Annotated in this window: 1 protein-coding gene; it reads right to left on the bottom strand. The window is 66.9% G+C overall.

What is annotated here, in order from left to right; translation table 11 throughout:
• Positions 1 to 875: thiamine pyrophosphate-dependent enzyme (locus AC07UK_RS38830; RefSeq protein ID WP_494693927.1), on the bottom strand; the 875-nt coding region annotated here is incomplete at both ends.

Raw genomic sequence — 875 nt, 5'->3', positions numbered from 1 at the left:
GTCGGGTTGGTGACGATCTGCGCACGGTAAAAGGACGGGCACAGCACCGCCGCGTGCGAGACCTCGCCGCACAGGCCACAGCCCACGCAGCTGTCCAGCACGGAGGCGACCGGATCGGTGCGCAGCGGGTCCGGGTTGGGCTTGATCGTCAGCGAAGGGCAGCCCGACAGCCGGATGCACGAGTGATCGCCGGTGCAGGTGTCGGAATCCACGCCAAAGCGCTCCCGTACCACGCGCTGGCCGTCGGCGATCGCCTTGCGCGTCTTCGGCTTCTCGCGGCGCTGCTTGTTCAGCATGCATTCGCTTTGCGCGATCAGAACCTTCGGGCCTTTGGCGCCAGTGGTTAGCGCTTCCTTGAGCGTAGCCTTCATCGCCTTCAGGTCGTAGGTGCGGCGGATGGTGCGCACCCACTTGACACCCACGCCCTTGACTGCGTCCTCGATGGCGTGGCCGGTGCTGCGCGTGTCGTTCAGCGCGGTCGAGGACAGGATGTCCTGCCCGCCGGTGGCGGACGTGTAGCTGTTGTCGACCACGATGGTCAGGTTGTCGCTCTTGTTGAAGACTGCATTGGCGATGCCGCTGGTCAGGCCGTTGTGCCAGAAGCCGCCGTCGCCCATGACGGAGATGGCGCGTTTGCCGCCGGGCGCGTTGAGCGCCGCGGCGCTGGCGCTGCCCAGGCCGTAGCCCATGGTGGTGTTGCCCAGGTTGAACGGCGGCAGGATGGAGAACAAATGGCAACCGATGTCGGCGCTCACGTGGTGCTCGCCGATCTCGCGCTCGACCAGCTTCATCGCGGTAAAGATCGGGCGCTCCGGGCAGCCGGTGCAGAAGCCGGGCGGGCGCGCATGCACGCTCTCGTCGACCAGCTTCTGCGG

Source organism: Cupriavidus sp. GW821-FHT07C08 (assembly GCF_059419025.1).
Note: the sequence above shows the minus strand (reverse complement) of the source record. Positions and strands in the feature narration are given on the sequence as shown.